This is a genomic window from Providencia sp. (assembly GCF_040396775.1).
Classification (GTDB): Bacteria; Pseudomonadota; Gammaproteobacteria; order Enterobacterales; family Enterobacteriaceae; genus Providencia.
Map to the genome: position 1 here is coordinate 1 of NZ_JBEBNT010000002.1, position 17157 is coordinate 17157.

The window sequence follows — 17157 nt, forward strand, 5'->3', positions numbered from 1 at the left end:
TTTCATTCTTGAGCATCAGCCCAGTCATTGTGCGTTGTATTTATGGCACTTTTTACCATCGCTAATCAATAATCCACTCAGTAACTAACTTGTATATTTATGGCACTTTTTACCATCGCTAATCAATAATCCACTGAGCAACTAACTTGTGTATTTATGTCACTTTTTATCACCGCTAATCAATAATCCACTCAGTAACTAACTTGTGTCTTTATGACACTTTTTATCACCGCTAATCAATAATCCACTCAGTAACTAACTTATGTATTTATGGCACTTTTTACCATCGCTAATCAATAATCCACTCAGTAACTAACTTGTATATTTATGGCACTTTTTACCATCGCTAATCAATAATCCACTCAGTAACTAACTTGTGTCTTTATGTCACTTTTTATCACCGCTAATCAATAATCCGCTCAGCAATTAACTTATGTATTTATGGCACTTTTCACCATCGTTAATCAATAATCTGCTCAGCAATTAACTTGTGTCTTTATGACACTTTTTATCATCGCTAATCAATAATCCACTCAGTAACTAACTTGTGTCTTTATGGCACTTCTTATCATCACTAATTAATAATCCGCTCAGCAATTAACTTGTGTCTTTATGACACTTTTTATCATCGCTAATCAATAATCCACTCAGTAACTAACTTGTGTCTTTATGGCACTTCTTATCATCACTAATTAATAATCCGCTCAGCAATTAACTTATTTATCTATGGCTCTTTTTACCATCGTTAATCAATAATCTGCTCAGCAATTAACTTGTGTCTTTATGTCACTTTTTATCACCGCTAATCAATAATCCACTCAGTAACTAACTTGTGTCTTTATGGCACTTCTTATCATCACTAATCAATAATCAACTCAGCAACTAACTTATCTGTTTATGGCACTGTTGTTGCATAAGTGAGGTTGATAAAGATTAGCGGGTATTCTTGTTGTGGGCGCTGCCTTTTTAGCGTTGGTCATGTTTGAAAATGACTCGCAGATATTCTTGTTGTTGGGGCTGCCTTTTTCAGAGTAGGTAAGGCCTGAAGATGAAAAGATAAAGCCAATCATAAGACAATCAGTAGTCCATTTAGCAATTAACTTATTTATCTAGGCATAGAGTCTCTAAGACTAAATGCTTGATCATTCCATTCCATATAATCTTGTTGAAACTGTCTAACAAAACTTTCAGGTGGTTCATTAGAGATGGCAACAGATTGATTTATAAATAACCCACCTAAAAAAAGAACAGAAAATAAATACAATGCATAAAATCGATATTTGGACATGTTCCCTACCTGTTCAATCCAACATTTAACTATGTCGTTTATATCATACTGACTAGAATCTTACTGCTTTGATTTTTTCTCAAATCAATTAATTGCTGAAAACTCAAATGGCTAAGAACAATTCCTGTCGATTGAATAGATCCACTATCCGCACCGGTTACTTCCGTTCTGTTTTTCACCATTCTTAAATGCTGTGCACCATTTTAAGCGCATCGTCTTGATTACGCGTAATCACCTCACGCCAAACTTACCCTCTTTCACACCCGCAAATAAACGACGAGCGGCACCAGTTAAGTCACGCGTATCATGAAAATGCGCACGGCCTATGCCTGCACCATTACATCGAGGGCAATCCGGGGTAGGGCCTAATGTGTCATCGTAACAATAACCACCCGCATCTTGCGGAAGTAGTTTACTTGCTGCCATGGCTTTTTTCACTACATCATCATATTCGACCGCATCACGCCACTGATAATTAAAGCTAAAGCCCCAACAGTGACGACAACACAGCTGGCGATATTCAGTTAGCTCATTAACGTTTGTAGTCGAAATATCCCACCTCATTTTTAATACAGCATCTTGGGTTATTTCGGTTCTGCCTTCACATTCTGCTAGCGCGTCGCGTATAGACTCTTTTGCGCAATGAACGATTAATTAGTGCTTTAAGTTATTTAATTCATTTGTTCACGGCTCCATATTTTTTCTCTGCGCTTTCTTGCAGGATATTTTGCTTGTATTGTTGCTATCAATTCTGGCTTTATCGCAATTATGCGCCTCATAATGACTTTTTTGTTTACTAGGAATACCGTTTAAGAATTATGTAGGTAGATTGGAGCGTGAAGATAAAGTTATCAGGTAGAATATCTAGGCTGGCAGGGAAGGTGCTAACGATAATAATAGTCGCTGGATAGATGATATGGTTGAGTGAAAGATGCCGTTTACTAAATTTGATAAGCCATAACAGGGTGTATTTGGTATACTGAGTCTCAAGTAGAAGTTATAAAGCATAAAATTTATCATTTATTGGAAATAATGTAGGAAGTTGAACTTGGCGAAAAGAACCTATTCTGTTCGATATATTGCAGGTCAACCCGCTAAACGTATTCAGCCGACGCCTGTTCATATGCTAGGGGAATCACTCCCAATTGGCTTACCTTTGTTTGCTGCTGGTGAAACACTGGATGTTGTTATATGGAATATTTACAAACAACAGCGACCAAATTGGAAAACAGCTTTAAGTGAGTTAGTTAAAGATCGTAAGTTGATCTTATTGCAAGAAGCTCAGATGTCTCCTGAATTGATTTCTTTTGCCGCTTCACAGCAACTTATTGCTGATCAGGTTCCTGCCCTGCCTTTTTCTCCTCATCCGTCGGGGGTAATGACCCTTGCAACAGCGCATCCTATTTATTGCTGTCCGTTACGAGAAAAAGAACCATTGCTTCGACTCGCTAAATCAGCATTGATTACTGTGTATCCCTTGCCAAATGGGAAGCAATTGATGGTAGCAAATGTCCATGCTATCAATTTTAGCTTTGGCGTTGATGTTTATACAAGACAATTGAATAAACTCGGGGTTCACATTGGTAAACACGTAGGGCCTGTTATTTTAGCCGGCGACTTTAATGCATGGAGCCGACAGCGAGTGAATGCATTAAAACGATTTATTCGTAGTGTTGGGCTAAAAGAAATTACCTTTGATGAGGATTTACGGACTAAGGCTTTTGGTAGACCATTAGATTATATTTTTTATCGAGGGCTTAAAGCTATTGATAGTAAAGTGTTAATTACAGATGCTTCTGATCATAACCCGATTATGACTCGGTTTGATATTTCCAGATAAATAAGATTTTCACACCTTATTTTTATTTGTTTTTATTGTAGATTTTATTCATATATTGATATGGAGAATATCTCTTTGAAAACGACACTGTTAGTTGTTTTATTATTGCCCCTTCCTCAGTCTGCAAGTAGTGCTAATGTAGCCTTAGCCAAACATGCAGAAGAGTTACCCCGTTTAGTTATTTATGACCCTGCATATCGACAAATAGCCTACCCCAACGGGGATGTTCCTGAAAACTATGGTGTTTGCTCTGATGTCGTTATCCGTAGTTACCGAAAAATAGATATCGATCTACAAAAATTAGTACATGAAGATATGAAATCGAATTTCAGCAAATATCCAAGCCAGCGTATTTGGGGGTTGCGTAAAACGGATACCAATATTGACCATCGTAGAGTACCTAATTTAGAAGTGTTTTTTTCACGTAAAGGGAAGGATAAACCTGTTACTAAGGACACAAAAGACTATGTGCCTGGCGATATTGTCACATGGCGATTAGACAATGGAAGACCACATATTGGTATTGTAACTTCGGTAAAAGCGGCAGATAAAAAAAATTATCTAATTATGCATAACATTGGTTATGGCCAAGTTGCGGAAGATGTTTTATTTAAATGGAAAATCATAGGTCATTATTCTTATTGATATTTCTTAAAACAAAAATAATTACTATGATGATAGTTTATATTATTAATTTGTTCATGGGTATTTATAATTAAAAGTGATTAATTTTTCTTGTTGTTTATGACATTATATTCAGTTAATTGTATTGTTAATTATTGTGGTTAAACTATATTTATAAGATGTTAATTTATAAATCTAATTAATTTATTGCTACCCATTTTAATTATTTAGTTTGGAGATTTTATGATAAATATAGTGATAGTTGGTGGCGGTACCGGTGGTACTATGTTAGCAAATATATTGTCCCGAAAACTCAATAAAGAAATTTTCTCCAAAAAAATTAAAGTTACTCTGATCACCGATAATCCCATTCATTATTATAAACCTGCCTTTATGTATGTTGCATTTAATCTATTTTTTAAAGACGAGTTGATGAGAGACCAAGGCTCATTATTGCGACCTGAAATTCAATTAGAGATTGATAAAATTGAATCATTTGATTTTAAAAATAAAGAACTACACTCTAGAAGTGGAAAAAAATATAACTATGATTTTTTAGTTGTCGCTACAGGGTGTGTACCGAGACCAGATAGAATTGAAGGTTTGAAAGAGATAGGTAATCATTTTTATGCTTATGATGCCGCGAGGAAATTAGCGGATCAAATTGCTAAGATTGAAAAAGGGCGTATTTTTATTACCGTTTCATTTCCTGAAACACCAAACGTACCTCACCAATGTGGAATAGCACCAATGGAAACAACATTGATGCTTGATGAGTTTTTACGAAAACGACGAGTACGGGACAATATTGAAATTGTTTATACCTATCCAACAGTTTCTCAGCTACTTAGAAATTGTTTGTTTTTACAACAGCCCGTGTGTGAAGCGATACCTGAAATTTTTAATATTAAAAATATCAAGGCACAACGTGGTTTTACTTTAGGTAAGGTTGACCCAGATAAAAAAATTGCTTATTCGAAAGAAGGTGATGAGCAACCGTTTGATATTTTAATTAGCACGCCTCCAATTACTGCGGTTGAAGCGGTAGTGAATACGAATTTAAGTGAACATAAAAATGGTGAAGGCTGGTTGCCAACAGACCATGAAACGATGCAAGTGTATGGCATAGATGGTGTTTATGTTATTGGTGATACGGTTGATTTGCCGATAAGTAAAGCAGGGGGAAGTTGCCATAATCAGGCTGCGATAATTGCTGATAATATTTGTGGTGAGCTCACATATGGATACCCTGCAGCAATTTATGATGGGCGTGTTCAAGCGGTTGCACAGATGGGACTTAATGCAGGAATGCCATTACAGTACGATTATAAACACGATGTAATTCCGACTCCTGCAACGAAAGTGGGTGGATTATTAAGAAATGGTTTTAATCGAGGAATATATTGGGCTGCTATTCGTGGTTTAGTGTAATAGGGGAATAATAATGTCAAATAATGATCAACAAGCAAAACTTCTTGAATTACTAAATAGCGAACCAGCGAACCATTTAGCAGAAAAAATAGCCCCATTATTATATTTACAGCGGTTTGATAATATTGTTGATTTATTGTCTTTATTGTCTGATCTCGTAGATATCATGGATACGGGGACAGTAGAAAAATTAGCAAACAGTTTTGAAGATACCTTAACGCCAGTATGGGAGTTAGGTACGGCCTATAACATGGCAAAGATGGAAGCTAAATATTCAGACAAAGCACATAATTTTCGCTCTGTTTATAGTTTATTAAAAGATCCTGATACATTACGTGGAATTAGTACCGTTTTACGAACTTTACAAATTGTTGGTTCTCGATTGAATAAGACCCAGGAGGGGTAATATTTTGGAGGTGGTATGATTTTAGATAAATTGTATTCTTTTGATACTCGCATCATCCATAATTACTATGATCCTGTAAAAAACTTAGGTTCATTAACTGCACCTATTTACCAGACATCAACTTATGTATTTGAGAGTGTAGAAGAAGGTGCTGCTTGTTTTAGTGGGGAGTCTGAGGGGTATATTTATACTCGTATAAATAATCCAACATTAAGCCTTTTAGAAAAACGTATCGCAGATTTAGAAGGGGGAGATGCGGGGATTGTTTTTTCTTCGGGTATGGGGGCGATAACATCAACACTTTGGACATTACTGAACCCAGGTGATGAGCTATTGGTGGATATGACAGTATACGGCTGTACTTATGCCTTTTTTCATCATGGCTTAGCGCGTTTTGGGATAAAGGTTCGTCATATTGATATGAGCTCACCTGAGAATATCGCTCGTGAGTTAACCGATAAAACACGCATTATATTTTTTGAATCACCGGCGAATCCAAATATGCGTTTGGTGGATATTAAAGCAGTGAGTGATATTGTTCATCAATATCGACATACTCATCAACAGGAAATATTCACGATAGTGGATAATACCTATTGCACGCCTTATATCCAAAGGCCATTAGAATTAGGGGCTGATATTGTTATTCATTCATTGACTAAATATATGAATGGTCATGGTGATGTGATGGCAGGTGCTGTGGTCACGACAGAAGCTTTAGCGAAACAAATTCGATTGGTAGGGTTAAAGGATATGACAGGGGCTTGTTTATCACCTCATGATGCGAATCTTGTATTACGAGGAATGAAAACGTTGCCTGTTCGAATGGAGCGTATTGTCGAAAGTACGCAAATTGTGGCGGAGTACTTAGAATCACACCCCCAGGTAACTCAAGTGATGTATCCTGGACTACCTAGTTTTGCCCAATATGAACTCGCCCAGAAACAAATGAGATTATCGGGCGGAATGATTGCGTTCGAACTTAAGGGCGGGTTAGAAGAGGGTAAACAATTTTTGAACCGTTTAAACTTGTTTGCCCGAGCAGTCAGTTTGGGGGATTGCGAATCTTTGGCTCAGCACCCTGCAAGTATGACGCACTCAACGTACACCGCAGAAGAGCGCCAACAATACGGTATTAGCGACGGATTAATTCGCTTATCTATCGGGTTAGAAAGCCCAATAGATTTGATTGAAGACCTTAAACAAGCATTAGCATAATGAAAAAAGCCCAATATCATGAATGGTATTGGGCTTTTGACTATCTGACCAAAAAATTATTTTGTTTGAAATTGACGCATAATAAAAAATGTCACGCTGAGTATCGCAACCCACGCAAACCCAACCAACAACGCCACTTGCGTATCTTTAAAGAAGCCTAGTAATGCAATAACGAACACCATAAAGGCGATTGTAATCGCAGGACCTACAGGCCAAAATGGCACAGGGAATTTCAGTTTTTTAACGTCTTCTTTGCTCATTTGGCGGCGCATCGCGACTTGGGAGAGTAGAATCATCAACCAAACCCAGACTGTTGCGAATGTTGCAATTGAAGCGATAATGACAAAGATTTTCTCTGGTAACAGGTAGTTCAGGTAGACACCCAATAACATCACCACTGACATCACGAGAACGGTTACCCATGGCACACCATTTTTCGTTAGCTTGGTAAAGACTTGCGGCGCTTGTCTGTCTTGTGCCATGCCGTACATCATGCGGCCTGCACCAAAAATATCACTGTTAATTGCAGATATTGCTGCGGTGATGACCACCACGTTTAAAATATTAGCGGCAGATGAAATATTTAAACTGGAGAAAATTTGCACAAACGGGCTGCCGTTTTGACCAATTTGGTTCCATGGATAGATGCACATTAGAATGAATAATGTTAATCCATAGAATAATAGAATACGAATTGGTACTGCATTAATGGCTTTCGGGATGGTTTTTTCTGGGTTTTGTGCTTCGCTGGCAGTGATCCCTATCACTTCAATCCCACCGAATGCGAACATAACAATGGCAAGAGAGGCAATCACCCCTGAAATACCATTTGGCATAAAGCCGCCATGCTCCCACAAGTTTTGGATACCGACTGCATGGTCTGTTTCTTGGCCAAAGCCGTAAAACATCAAGAATGTACCGCCAATAATCATCGCAATAATGGCAGATACTTTAACGATGGACAGCCAAAACTCCATTTCGCCGAAGATTTTGACGTGACATAAATTCAGTGCACCGATAAATAGTACGATACTTAACACCCATATCCATTGGTCAACGTCTGGGAACCAAAATCCCATATACATCCCAAAAGCGGTGATATCTGCTAAGCAAACAACCAGCATTTCAAAGACATAGTTCCAACCCGTTAAAAAGCCAGCGAGGGGACCCATATAATGGCTGGCGTAGTGTGAGAAAGAACCAGGGACAGGATGATGCACGGCCATTTCGCCTAAAGCGCGCATGACCATAAATACGGCAGCACCGCCAACCATATAGGCCAGCAGAACGGCAGGACCCGCAGCTTGAATTGCGGATGCGGAACCATAGAATAAACCAGTCCCAATCGCTGACCCTAAAGCCATAAAGCGAATGTGCCTGACACTCAGTCCCTTTCTGAGTTGGTTTGTTTGACTACTTTGCATGTCTTTTCCTGTCTTTTCTTAGGAGATATCGTTCCGAATGTAGTTTCGGTATTGTTTATTAAGTTGGACGTACATTATTGAACCCAAGGTGGCTACATTATCACAAACTCCCTTGTTCGTGAGATAGATATCTGCAATATAATGTCCACTTAGTTAACTAATTTAGGAGTGATATGAAATACCCAATTAATGAAATCTTCCAAACATTGCAGGGAGAGGGGGTTTTTACAGGTGTTCCAGCAGTTTTTATTCGTTTACAAGGCTGCCCAGTAGGGTGTAGCTGGTGCGATACCAAACAAACGTGGGAAAAAGAACAAGACAAACAAACCACCTTAGGTGATATTGCATTAAAGACGCTTGATTCAGATACATGGGCAATGGCCGATAGTGATGCATTGATTCAATTAATGAAAGCTAAGGGATTTATCGCAAAGCATATTGTCATTACAGGGGGAGAACCTTGTATTTATGATTTAACACCACTGACTGAGTCATTAGAACAAAGTGGTTATCAATGCCAAATTGAAACCAGCGGGACTTATCCCATTCAATGCTCAGAAAAAACATGGGTGACGGTTTCCCCAAAAGTGGGCATGAAAGGCGGGCTTGAGGTTTTGGCCCAAGCAGTTAACCGAGCAAATGAGGTGAAACATCCAGTTGCACGGGAAAAAGATATTGATGCACTTGATGCTATTTTAGCCTTGCGCACATCAGATAACCTACCAGTTGTTGCGCTGCAACCGATCAGCCAAAAAGTGGCGGCCACAAAATTGTGTATTGAAACCTGTATTCAACGCAATTGGCGTTTATCGATTCAGACTCATAAGTATTTGAATATTCAATAATTGATACCCCAGTCATAAAAAGTGATATGGCTGGGGTAAAACAGCATTAAATAATCATATTATTTAAGCTTCCCCGCGATAAACACAACCCGCAGTGCAGGTTTCTTTCACTGTGACCGCGCTGAGTAATGGTAAACGCGGCTTAGTTTGTTGCCAAATCCACTGCGCTAAAACTTCACTGGTTGGATTCTCTAAGCCTTCAATATCATTCAGATAATGGTGATCTAGCTGTTCCCAAATCGGTTTGAATATCCCTTTGACATCAGAAAAATCAATGATCCAGCCACTGTGTGCATCGACTTCACCGGTAATTTCCAAACGCACCATGAAAGAATGCCCATGAAGACGCCCACACTTATGCCCCTCTGGGACATGGGGTAATTTATGTGCAGCTTCAAAGGTGAAATCTTTATAGATGGTTGTGCTCATTAGTGGCTCCTTAATGTTAATAAACAGCGTATTGTACTGTATTTTTTGAGTAGATTGTCGTTATTTGCCAAATTATAGTTAACCTGTTTTATCAATATGATCCATCGGGTAATTCATTTAGGCTTTTTAGTTATGATTTATGGCTATCGTTTCTTATCCCGTTATTGACGGTTGTTATAACCTAATCGTATACCCTGCGTATTGGAGGTAACACGGCATTTTTTGCTTTGTTACCTGAATTATTTAGGGGAACGATTGAGCGATAGGGTGTAGATCTTTTCCGAGTGAGTGGTTGCACTAATTAGCCCACTTCACTCGCTTGTGAGAAAAATTCAAAGATGAGCGACACTGGGGTTACAGGATAATGACAAAAAAACAGCCGCCATTAGCATTGCTGCCAATATCAACTGAGCAATTAACACGTTTACAAACTGCGGTCGACGACTTTTCATCCCATCAGCTCGCGTGGCTGTCGGGATATTTGTGGGGAATGGTAAACCAAACGGCAACCGCTGATGTGTCTGCGAGTGCCTCTGTTGCGGCTCAAGAAACTGTGACAATTATTTCTGCATCGCAAACGGGCAATGCGCGCCGTTTATCGGAACAGCTTAGAGAGCGTTTAGTTGGCGAAAAAATTAATGTCAATTTAGTGAACGCAGGCGACTATAAATTTAAGCAAATTAACCAAGAAAAACTATTGGTTATTGTGGCATCGACTCAAGGAGAAGGGGAACCAGCAGAAGAGGCTGTTGCACTCTACAAATATCTATTCTCGAAAAAAGCCCCTGATTTATCACAAACGGAATATGCAGTATTTGCGCTGGGCGATTCTTCCTATGAAAAATTTTGCCAAGCGGGGAAAGACTTTGATTCACAACTTGGCTTGTTGGGCGCGAAATCATTGTTTGAGCGTATTGATGCGGATGTGGAATATCAATCCATTGCCAATGAATGGGTTGATAATTTAACCCGTATTTTGAAAGAACGCGTACCAGCGCAAAGCGACAGACAGCTGCTGTCTGCGCAAGCGGGTAGCGTGAACGAAATTCACACATCACCGTACAGTAAAACGGCGCCATTAACGGCATCGCTGCTCAGTAACCAGAAAATCACTAGCCGAGATTCACAAAAAGATGTGCGGCACATTGAAATTGATTTAGGGGATTCAGGCCTGCGTTATCAACCTGGGGATGCGCTGGGTGTGTGGTTTGATAATGACCCTGCTTTAGTGGATGAGCTGGTGGCACTATTGTGGCTGAAGGGCGATGAAGACGTATTTATTGGAACCCAACGCCACTCTTTGCGTGATGCGCTGATTTACCAATTAGAGTTAACACAAAATACCCCTGTGATTGTGGAAAAATACGCTCAGCTTTCTAAAGACGATGCGCTGTTATCGCTGGTCAGTGATAAGCCAGCTATTTTGTATTACGCACAAAATACGCCAATTGTGGATATGGTGCGCCAAGCGGCATCTCAGCCAAGTGCTCAAGAGTTTATTGATTTACTGCGCCCATTAACGCCCCGCTTATATTCCATTTCATCGTCTCAGTCAGAGGCCGAAGATGAGGTTCACGCAACAGTGGGGGTCGTGCGCTATGACATTGATGGGCGCCCGCGTACTGGTGGCGCATCAGGCTTTTTAGCTGACAGACTCAATGAAGGTGATGAGCTACGTATTTTCATTGAACACAATGATAATTTTCGTCTACCTGTGAACCCAGAAACGCCTGTCATTATGATTGGGCCTGGAACGGGTATCGCCCCATTTCGTGCATTTTTACAGCAGCGGGATAACGACGGTGCAACGGGTAAAAACTGGTTATTTTTCGGTAACCCCCATTTTGTTGATGATTTTCTATATCAAGTGGAATGGCAGCGTTATGTGAAAGATGGATTATTAACGCAAATTTCTTTGGCTTGGTCACGTGATCAACAACAAAAAGTCTATGTACAGGACAAGTTGCGTGAGCAAGGGGAAGCGGTGTGGCAATGGCTGCAAGAAGGTGCGCATGTTTACGTTTGTGGCGATGCAAACCGTATGGCGAAAGATGTTGAACAGGCTTTATTGGATATCATCGGTCAGTACGGCAACATGGACGCTGAAGCCGCCGATGAATTTTTAAGTGAGCTGCGCGTAATGCGCCGTTATCAGAGGGATGTTTATTAATGAGCAATGAACAGCAACAAAAACCCTTAATCGTCGAAGGCAAATTGGCCGATAGCGAACGTATGAAGCAAGACAGTAACTATTTGCGCGGTACCATTAAGGAAGACTTGAAAAATGGCTTAACGGGTGGCTTTGATGGGGACAATTTTTTATTGATCCGCTTCCATGGCATGTACCAACAGGATGACCGCGATATTCGCGCTGAGCGGGCAGAACAGAAATTAGAGCCTCGCCACGCGATGATGTTGCGCTGCCGCTTGCCGGGGGGAATTATCACGCCAAAACAATGGCTTGATATTGATAAGTTCGCCTCAGAGCACACGTTATATGGCAGCGTGCGCATTACTAATCGGCAAACATTTCAGTTTCACGGCATTCTTAAAGGGGATGTAAAACCTGCCCACCAGATGTTAAGCCATGTCGGATTGGATGCACTCGCCACAGCAAACGATGTTAACCGTAATGTGTTATGTACATCTAACCCAGTACAATCAGAGCTACATCAACAAGCTTATGAATGGGCAAAGAAAATTTCTGAGCATTTATTACCGCGCACCAGTGCTTACGCTGAAATTTGGCTAGATAAAGAAAAAGTGGTGACAACGGATGAAGAGCCAATTTTAGGGCAGACTTACTTACCCCGAAAATTTAAAACCTCGGTGGTGATCCCGCCGTTGAATGATGTAGATTTACATGCCAACGACATGAATTTTGTGGCGATTGCCGAACATGGTGAGCTGATTGGCTTTAATGTGTTGGTGGGAGGTGGTTTAGCGATGACTCACGGTGATACCGCAACATTTCCACGCTTAGCCAGCGAATTCGGTTTTATTCCATTAGATAAAACGCTGGCAGTTGCTGAGGCGATTGTCACTACACAGCGTGATTGGGGTAATCGTACCGAACGTAAAAATGCCAAAACTAAGTACACTTTAGAACGTGTTGGCGTCGAAACGTTTAAAGCGGAAGTTGAAAAGCGCGCAGATGTGAGTTTTGAAGCGATCCGCCCTTATGAATTTACTGAGCGCGGTGACAAAATTGGTTGGCTCAAAGGGATCGACAATCGTTGGCACTTAACGTTATTTATTGAAAATGGCCGATTGATTGACTTAGAAGATAAACCGCTGAAAACAGGCGTTGCAGAAATTGCGCGTATTCACCAAGGCGATTTTCGCTTAACGGCTAACCAAAATCTTATTGTGGCGGGTGTGCCAGAAAGTGAAAAAGCAACCATAGAAGCTATTGCGAAAGCCCATGGGTTAATGAGCGATGCGATTACATCACAGCGTGAAAACTCAATGGCTTGTGTTTCCTTTCCAACATGTCCTCTGGCGATGGCCGAAGCCGAACGCTTCTTGCCTGAGTTTACGACCCAGGTTGAAAACATTATGGCGGCGCACAATGTAGCGGATGAACATATTGTTTTACGTATCACTGGTTGCCCTAATGGGTGTGGAAGAGCGATGCTGGCGGAAGTTGGGTTAGTTGGAAAAGCGTTAGATAGGTATAACCTACACCTTGGTGGCAACCGCATTGGAACCCGTATTCCTCGCATGTATCGCGAAAATATTAGCAGCGCAGAAATTTTATCCATCCTTGATGAGCTGATTGGCGATTGGGCGAAAAACCGCTTAGCACAAGAGGGATTTGGTGATTTTCTGATCCGTACTGCGGTGGTGAAACCGGTACTAAATTCTGCCGTGGATTTCTATGAGGTTAAGGAGGCGGTATGAGCCGACTTGAGCTTTCAACGTTACAGGGATTAGATAAAGCGCAGCAAACGGCGTATTTATCTGAGTTGAATACCCAACTGGAAAATAAGACTGCGCAGCAGCGCATAGAATGGGCGGTAGAACATTTACCGTCGCAATTTGTCTTGTCATCCAGTTTTGGTATTCAAGCGGCGCTTACCTTGCATATGGTCACGCAGGTCTTGCCTGATATACCTGTGATTTTGACCGATACGGGTTACCTTTTCCCTGAAACGTATCAGTTTATTGAGCAATTGACGCAGAGACTACACCTGAATTTGCAGGTGTATCGCGCTAAACAAACACCCGCTTGGCAAGAAGCAATTTACGGGCAGCTTTGGACGCAAGGCATTGAAGGGATTGAGCGTTATAACCAATTGAACAAAGTGGAGCCCATGGAACGAGCCTTAAATGAGCTACAGGCGCAGAGCTGGTTTTCAGGGTTAAGGCGCGAGCAATCCGCAAGCCGTGCAAATTTATCCGTGCTTGGCATTGGCAAAGGGATTTTTAAAATCCTACCTGTTATTGATTGGAATAATAAGCAAGTTTATGAATACCTAACAAAGCATAACTTGCCATACCACCCGTTGTGGGAGCAGGGGTATCTCTCTGTTGGGGATACTCATACAACTCGCAAATGGGAAGCGGGTATGAATGAGGAAGATACGCGTTTTTTTGGCCTGAAGAGGGAGTGTGGGCTTCATGAAAACTAAATACTCGTCATCCCCGTCATATTTCAAACCGCAGCGTTGTTGTCCGCACTCAGCTACCTTAGTCACATACTTGTGTATGTTCCTAAGGATATCTTCGTTTGACTCCTAGCTGCAATTTGAACTATTTAGGGGAGGATCCCACATGTTGTTCAAGGGGCAGGGTTGTTGGCTACGTGGATTCGCGCTAGTCACATACTTATGTTAATACTCGTCATACTTCAAGCTGTCGCGTTGTTGGCTGCGTGCATTCGCACTAGTCACATACTTGTGTATGTTCCTAGCGACTCATTTACTTGCCGCCTAGCGACAACATGAATTATTTAGAGTATAGGTTATTCGTAACCCAAGCTATGATTTTAGTTTAGAGTCTAAATAGTTATAGAGTTAATAAAATATTTGTTTAATTACAAAGGGATGTTTGTATTTAAAAAAAAGATATCTATTTTTTTTATGAATAATTAATAAAAACAAAGTTTAAGTTAAGTTTTGGTTATTTTGTGTTTTTTTTTGCCTAATGTCTTGTCTGTTAGTGAATGTTTGGCTTATTCCTTTCAGTTACAAGTCATATTTTTTTAGCATTTCAAACCTTAACTTTTACACCATATAGTCAATTTTATGTTTCATATAATTTGTTTGTATAACGATGGGTGAGCAAGATGGATTATTTACCGTTATTTGTCGATGTACGTACGCGCAAAGTGGTGCTAATTGGCGGTGGTGTAGTGGCTGCGCGCAAGGCCGAATTGCTCATCAAAGCACAGGCTAAGCTTGTGGTGATCTCCCCGTCGTTATGTTCTCAATTACAGACGCAACATCAAGAAGACCACTTTGAGTGGTTGGCGCAAGAGTACCGTTCCTCGCTATTGGATGACGCATTTTTAGTGATTGCAGCAACGGATGACGCGCTCCTCAATGAAACCGTGTTTTACGATGCCAATGAGCGCAAAATTTTTGTCAACGTGGTTGATGACCAGCCGCTGTGCTCGTTTATTGTCCCTTCTATTATCGACCGCTCACCGGTGATTGTGGCGATATCCTCTGGTGGTACGGCTCCTGTGCTGGCGCGTTTACTCAGAGAAAAGCTGGAAACTATGCTGCCATTGTCATTAGGCAAAATGGCGGAAATTGCAGGGCGCTGGCGGGGGAAGGTCAAAGAGACGCTAAGCAATATGCGAGAAAGAAAGCGTTTTTGGGAAAAAAGTTTCAGTGGGCGTTTTGCTTCGCTAGTGGAAAAAGGGCAGTTAAGCGAGGCAGAACAACAACTTGAGCGCCAACTTTACGAACAAGATAACCGCGGCGAATTGACTCTAGTTGGTGCTGGGCCGGGTGATGCAGGGCTGCTGACACTAAAAGGGCTACGAGTATTGCAAAGCGCGGAAGTGGTTTTATACGACCATTTGGTGAGCGAGGAGATCCTCGAATTGGTACGCCGTGATGCAGACAAAATTTGTGTAGGTAAACGGGCGGGGAACCACAGCGTTTCTCAAGAAGAAACCAATGAAATGATCGTGAAATTTGCTCAGCAAGGTAAAAAAGTCGTGCGACTAAAAGGTGGCGATCCGTTTGTTTTTGGGCGTGGCGGTGAAGAGTTGCAAGTTGCTGCAAAGGCGGGGATCCCCTTCCAAGTGGTACCCGGTGTCACCGCCGCAATCGGCGCGACGGCCTATGCAGGTATTCCGCTCACCCATCGAGAACATTCGCAAAGCATCACATTTATTACTGGGCATTGCCGTGAAAATGGCGCAGATCTGGATTGGCAGGCATTGGCGCGTGGTCAGCAAACGCTAGTAATTTATATGGGCACCGTAAAGGCGGCCAATATCAGTGAGCAACTAATTAAATTTGGCCGCGCGAGTGACACCCCTGTCGCCGTTGTGGGATGTGGGACACGGCGTGACCAAAAAGTGGTAACGGGTCAATTACATGACCTCGATGCGCTTGCCCAACAAGCCCCTGCGCCTGCATTGATTGTCATTGGCGAGGTCACGGCTTTACATAACGAGCTCGCATGGTTTGGTTCGCAAACAGAAGAAGATATCCGCTGGCGCAGTGCTGTGCTGGAACTGGCTTAATGATGGAGGTTATTGTGAACGAGAAAAAATTGACCCATTTACAGCAATTAGAAGCAGAAAGTATTCATATCATTCGTGAAGTTGCTGCTGAATTCGCGAACCCTGTGATGCTGTATTCCATCGGCAAAGACTCTTCTGTGATGTTGCATTTAGCGCGTAAGGCCTTCTATCCAGGGAAATTACCATTCCCATTGTTGCATGTGGATACAGGGTGGAAATTTCGCGAAATGTATGAGTTTCGCGATGCGACAGCGCAAAAATACGGTTTTGAATTATTGATCCACCGTAACCCTGAAGGGGAAAGATTGGGGATCAACCCCTTTGTACATGGTAGTGCAAAGCACACGGATATTATGAAAACCGAAGGCTTGAAACAAGCGCTCGATAAATACGGTTTTGATGCAGCTTTTGGTGGTGCTCGGCGTGACGAAGAAAAATCCCGCGCAAAAGAGCGGATCTACTCATTTAGAGACCGATCTCATCGTTGGGATCCAAAAAACCAACGACCTGAACTTTGGCACAATTACAACGGGCAGATCAATAAAGGGGAAAGCATTCGTGTATTCCCACTGTCAAATTGGACAGAGCTGGATATTTGGCAATATATTTACTTGGAAAATATCGATATTGTTCCGCTATATTTTGCGAAAGAGCGCCCAGTGATCCAGCGAGACGGCGCCTTGTTGATGGTGGATGATGACCGCATTGACTTAAAAGTTGGTGAAGTGATCAGCAAGCAGCAAGTGCGTTTTCGAACGTTAGGTTGCTGGCCACTAACGGGGGCAGTTGAGTCCCAAGCACAGACATTGCCTGAAATCATTGAAGAAATGTTGATTTCGACCACCAGCGAGCGACAAGGGCGGTTGATTGATAGTGATCAGTCGGCATCCATGGAGCTAAAAAAGCGCCAAGGTTATTTTTAATTCGCAAGATAAGATGGGGAGCA

The 17157-nt window shown here is 41.5% G+C and carries 14 protein-coding genes and 1 pseudogene; 11 read left to right on the forward strand and 4 right to left on the reverse strand.

What is annotated here, in order from left to right; genetic code table 11:
* Positions 1–1105: 1105 nt before the first annotated feature.
* Together ABWP91_RS02585 and ABWP91_RS02590 are read right to left on the reverse strand one after the other, a co-directional pair.
* Positions 1106–1288, reverse strand: a complete 183-nt coding sequence (locus ABWP91_RS02585; protein WP_353241889.1) for a hypothetical protein — start codon at positions 1286–1288, stop codon at positions 1106–1108.
* A gap of 38 nt (positions 1289–1326) precedes the next feature.
* Positions 1327–1918: pseudogene (locus ABWP91_RS02590) on the reverse strand (terminase small subunit); the annotation flags it as partial.
* Between the two features lie 418 nt (positions 1919–2336).
* On the opposite strand from ABWP91_RS02590, the gene ABWP91_RS02595 reads away from it, so the two are divergent.
* The 5 genes from ABWP91_RS02595 (at position 2337) to megL (ending at position 6807) form a co-directional block, all read left to right on the forward strand.
* Positions 2337–3128: an endonuclease/exonuclease/phosphatase family protein gene (locus ABWP91_RS02595; RefSeq protein ID WP_353241890.1), complete on the forward strand. Its 792-nt coding sequence runs from the start codon at positions 2337–2339 to the stop codon at positions 3126–3128.
* 60 nt (positions 3129–3188) lie between these two features.
* The gene (locus ABWP91_RS02600) at positions 3189–3773 is read left to right on the forward strand and encodes a DUF1287 domain-containing protein (RefSeq protein ID WP_502935784.1); all 585 of its coding nucleotides are present in this window, start codon (positions 3189–3191) and stop codon (positions 3771–3773) included.
* Positions 3774–3995: 222 nt separating this feature from the next.
* Entirely contained in the window at positions 3996–5183 is a 1188-nt protein-coding gene (locus ABWP91_RS02605) for an NAD(P)/FAD-dependent oxidoreductase (RefSeq protein ID WP_353241892.1), read from the forward strand.
* 13 nt (positions 5184–5196) lie between these two features.
* Positions 5197–5589: a hypothetical protein gene (locus ABWP91_RS02610; RefSeq protein ID WP_353241893.1), complete on the forward strand. Its 393-nt coding sequence runs from the start codon at positions 5197–5199 to the stop codon at positions 5587–5589.
* 15 nt (positions 5590–5604) lie between these two features.
* Positions 5605–6807, forward strand: a complete 1203-nt coding sequence (gene megL / locus ABWP91_RS02615; RefSeq protein ID WP_353241894.1) for a methionine gamma-lyase — start codon at positions 5605–5607, stop codon at positions 6805–6807.
* Between the two features lie 56 nt (positions 6808–6863).
* Here megL and ABWP91_RS02620 read toward each other — a convergent pair whose 3' ends face one another.
* A complete protein-coding gene (locus ABWP91_RS02620; RefSeq protein ID WP_353241895.1) occupies positions 6864–8231 on the reverse strand; it encodes an L-histidine transporter HutT in 1368 nt (455 codons plus the stop codon).
* Positions 8232–8404: 173 nt separating this feature from the next.
* On the opposite strand from ABWP91_RS02620, the gene queE reads away from it, so the two are divergent.
* Entirely contained in the window at positions 8405–9076 is a 672-nt protein-coding gene (queE, locus tag ABWP91_RS02625) for a 7-carboxy-7-deazaguanine synthase QueE (RefSeq protein ID WP_353241896.1), read from the forward strand.
* A 63-nt stretch (positions 9077–9139) separates the two neighbouring features.
* Here the strand turns inward: queE and queD are convergent, their stop codons facing one another.
* A complete protein-coding gene (gene queD, locus ABWP91_RS02630; RefSeq protein ID WP_353241897.1) occupies positions 9140–9505 on the reverse strand; it encodes a 6-carboxytetrahydropterin synthase QueD in 366 nt (121 codons plus the stop codon).
* Between the two features lie 364 nt (positions 9506–9869).
* Here queD and cysJ point away from each other — a divergent pair, with 364 nt between their 5' ends.
* The 5 genes from cysJ (at position 9870) to cysD (ending at position 17134) form a co-directional block, all read left to right on the forward strand.
* A complete protein-coding gene (gene cysJ / locus ABWP91_RS02635; protein WP_353241898.1) occupies positions 9870–11675 on the forward strand; it encodes an NADPH-dependent assimilatory sulfite reductase flavoprotein subunit in 1806 nt (601 codons plus the stop codon).
* Positions 11675–13408, forward strand: a complete 1734-nt coding sequence (cysI, locus tag ABWP91_RS02640) for an assimilatory sulfite reductase (NADPH) hemoprotein subunit (protein WP_353241899.1) — start codon at positions 11675–11677, stop codon at positions 13406–13408. The genes cysJ and cysI overlap by 1 nt, the downstream gene beginning before the upstream one ends.
* On the forward strand, positions 13405–14139 hold the full coding sequence (gene cysH, locus ABWP91_RS02645; protein WP_353241900.1) for a phosphoadenosine phosphosulfate reductase: 735 nt from the start codon (positions 13405–13407) through the stop codon (positions 14137–14139). The genes cysI and cysH overlap by 4 nt, the downstream gene beginning before the upstream one ends.
* 656 nt (positions 14140–14795) lie before the next feature.
* The gene (gene cysG / locus ABWP91_RS02650) at positions 14796–16211 is read left to right on the forward strand and encodes a siroheme synthase CysG (protein WP_353241901.1); all 1416 of its coding nucleotides are present in this window, start codon (positions 14796–14798) and stop codon (positions 16209–16211) included.
* Positions 16212–16225: 14 nt separating this feature from the next.
* On the forward strand, positions 16226–17134 hold the full coding sequence (gene cysD / locus ABWP91_RS02655) for a sulfate adenylyltransferase subunit CysD (RefSeq protein WP_353241902.1): 909 nt from the start codon (positions 16226–16228) through the stop codon (positions 17132–17134).
* Positions 17135–17157: the final 23 nt, after the last annotated feature.

What these genes read in the sequence shown, in the direction of transcription:
- ABWP91_RS02585 (WP_353241889.1), bottom strand. Translation starts at nt 1,288, where the DNA reads ATGTCCAAATATCGATTTTATGCATTGTATTTATTTTCTGTTCTTTTT.
- ABWP91_RS02600 (WP_502935784.1), top strand. Translation starts at nt 3,189, where the DNA reads ATGGAGAATATCTCTTTGAAAACGACACTGTTAGTTGTTTTATTATTG.
- ABWP91_RS02605 (WP_353241892.1), top strand. Translation starts at nt 3,996, where the DNA reads ATGATAAATATAGTGATAGTTGGTGGCGGTACCGGTGGTACTATGTTA.
- ABWP91_RS02610 (WP_353241893.1), top strand. Translation starts at nt 5,197, where the DNA reads ATGTCAAATAATGATCAACAAGCAAAACTTCTTGAATTACTAAATAGC.
- megL (WP_353241894.1), top strand. Translation starts at nt 5,605, where the DNA reads ATGATTTTAGATAAATTGTATTCTTTTGATACTCGCATCATCCATAAT.
- ABWP91_RS02620 (WP_353241895.1), bottom strand. Translation starts at nt 8,231, where the DNA reads ATGCAAAGTAGTCAAACAAACCAACTCAGAAAGGGACTGAGTGTCAGG.
- queE (WP_353241896.1), top strand. Translation starts at nt 8,405, where the DNA reads ATGAAATACCCAATTAATGAAATCTTCCAAACATTGCAGGGAGAGGGG.
- queD (WP_353241897.1), bottom strand. Translation starts at nt 9,505, where the DNA reads ATGAGCACAACCATCTATAAAGATTTCACCTTTGAAGCTGCACATAAA.
- cysJ (WP_353241898.1), top strand. Translation starts at nt 9,870, where the DNA reads ATGACAAAAAAACAGCCGCCATTAGCATTGCTGCCAATATCAACTGAG.
- cysI (WP_353241899.1), top strand. Translation starts at nt 11,675, where the DNA reads ATGAGCAATGAACAGCAACAAAAACCCTTAATCGTCGAAGGCAAATTG.
- cysH (WP_353241900.1), top strand. Translation starts at nt 13,405, where the DNA reads ATGAGCCGACTTGAGCTTTCAACGTTACAGGGATTAGATAAAGCGCAG.
- cysG (WP_353241901.1), top strand. Translation starts at nt 14,796, where the DNA reads ATGGATTATTTACCGTTATTTGTCGATGTACGTACGCGCAAAGTGGTG.